This window comes from Mesorhizobium sp. P5_C1 (assembly GCF_054049815.1).
Window position 1 is genome coordinate 1 of sequence record NZ_JBFULQ010001233.1, and the last position, 772, is coordinate 772.

1 pseudogene is annotated in these 772 nt (G+C 63.3%); it reads right to left on the reverse strand.

The features are described 5' to 3' along the window. Positions 1-772 (reverse strand): annotated as a pseudogene (locus tag ACXJ7R_RS35070) (DNA polymerase III subunit alpha); the annotation flags it as partial.

A 772-nucleotide genomic window follows, 5' to 3' on the forward strand; every position in this document is an offset into this window, starting at 1 on the left:
GGGTTGAGGAAGCGCTCGAACAGCAGGGAGAAGCGCAGGGGATCGATGTCGGTGATGGTCGTCGAATAGGCGACCAGCGACCCGGCTCCCGATCCGCGGCCCGGCCCGACCGGGATGCCTTGCGCCTTGGCCCACTTGATGAAGTCGGCAACGATCAGGAAGTAACCCGGGAACTTCATCTTGGTAATGATGCCAAGCTCGAAATTCAACCGCTCGCGATATTGTTCGACCGTGTAGCCTGGTGTCGGCCCGTGTGCGGCCAGCCTCGCGTCGAGCCCGTCATGCGCCTGGCGGGCCAGTTCGTCGGCTTCCGCCTGCACGGCTGCGTCATTGTCGGCGACATCGCCGCCCGTGAAGCGCGGCAGGATCGGGTTGCGGTTCTTCGGATAGTAGGAACAGCGCAACGCGATCTCGACCGTGTTGTCGATCGCCTCCGGCAGGTCGGCGAACAGCCTGGCCATGTCGGCCTGGCTGCGCAGGAAATTGTCTGGCGACAGCCGCCGGCGATTGTCGGCGGCGACGACCGAGCCCTCGGCGATGGCGATCAGCGCGTCATGCGCGTCATAGTCGTCGCGCGCCGAGAAGAACGCCTCGTTGGTGGCCACCAGTGGCAATTCATGGGCATAGGCGAGATCGATCGAGGATTTCTCGATCACGCGATCATAACCGGAAACCCGGTCCAGTTCGACATAGAGCCGGTCGCCGAACATCGTCTTCAGGGTCAGGAGCCGTGCCTCGGCAAGATCGCGGCGATCTTCCTTGAGCGCAAAAC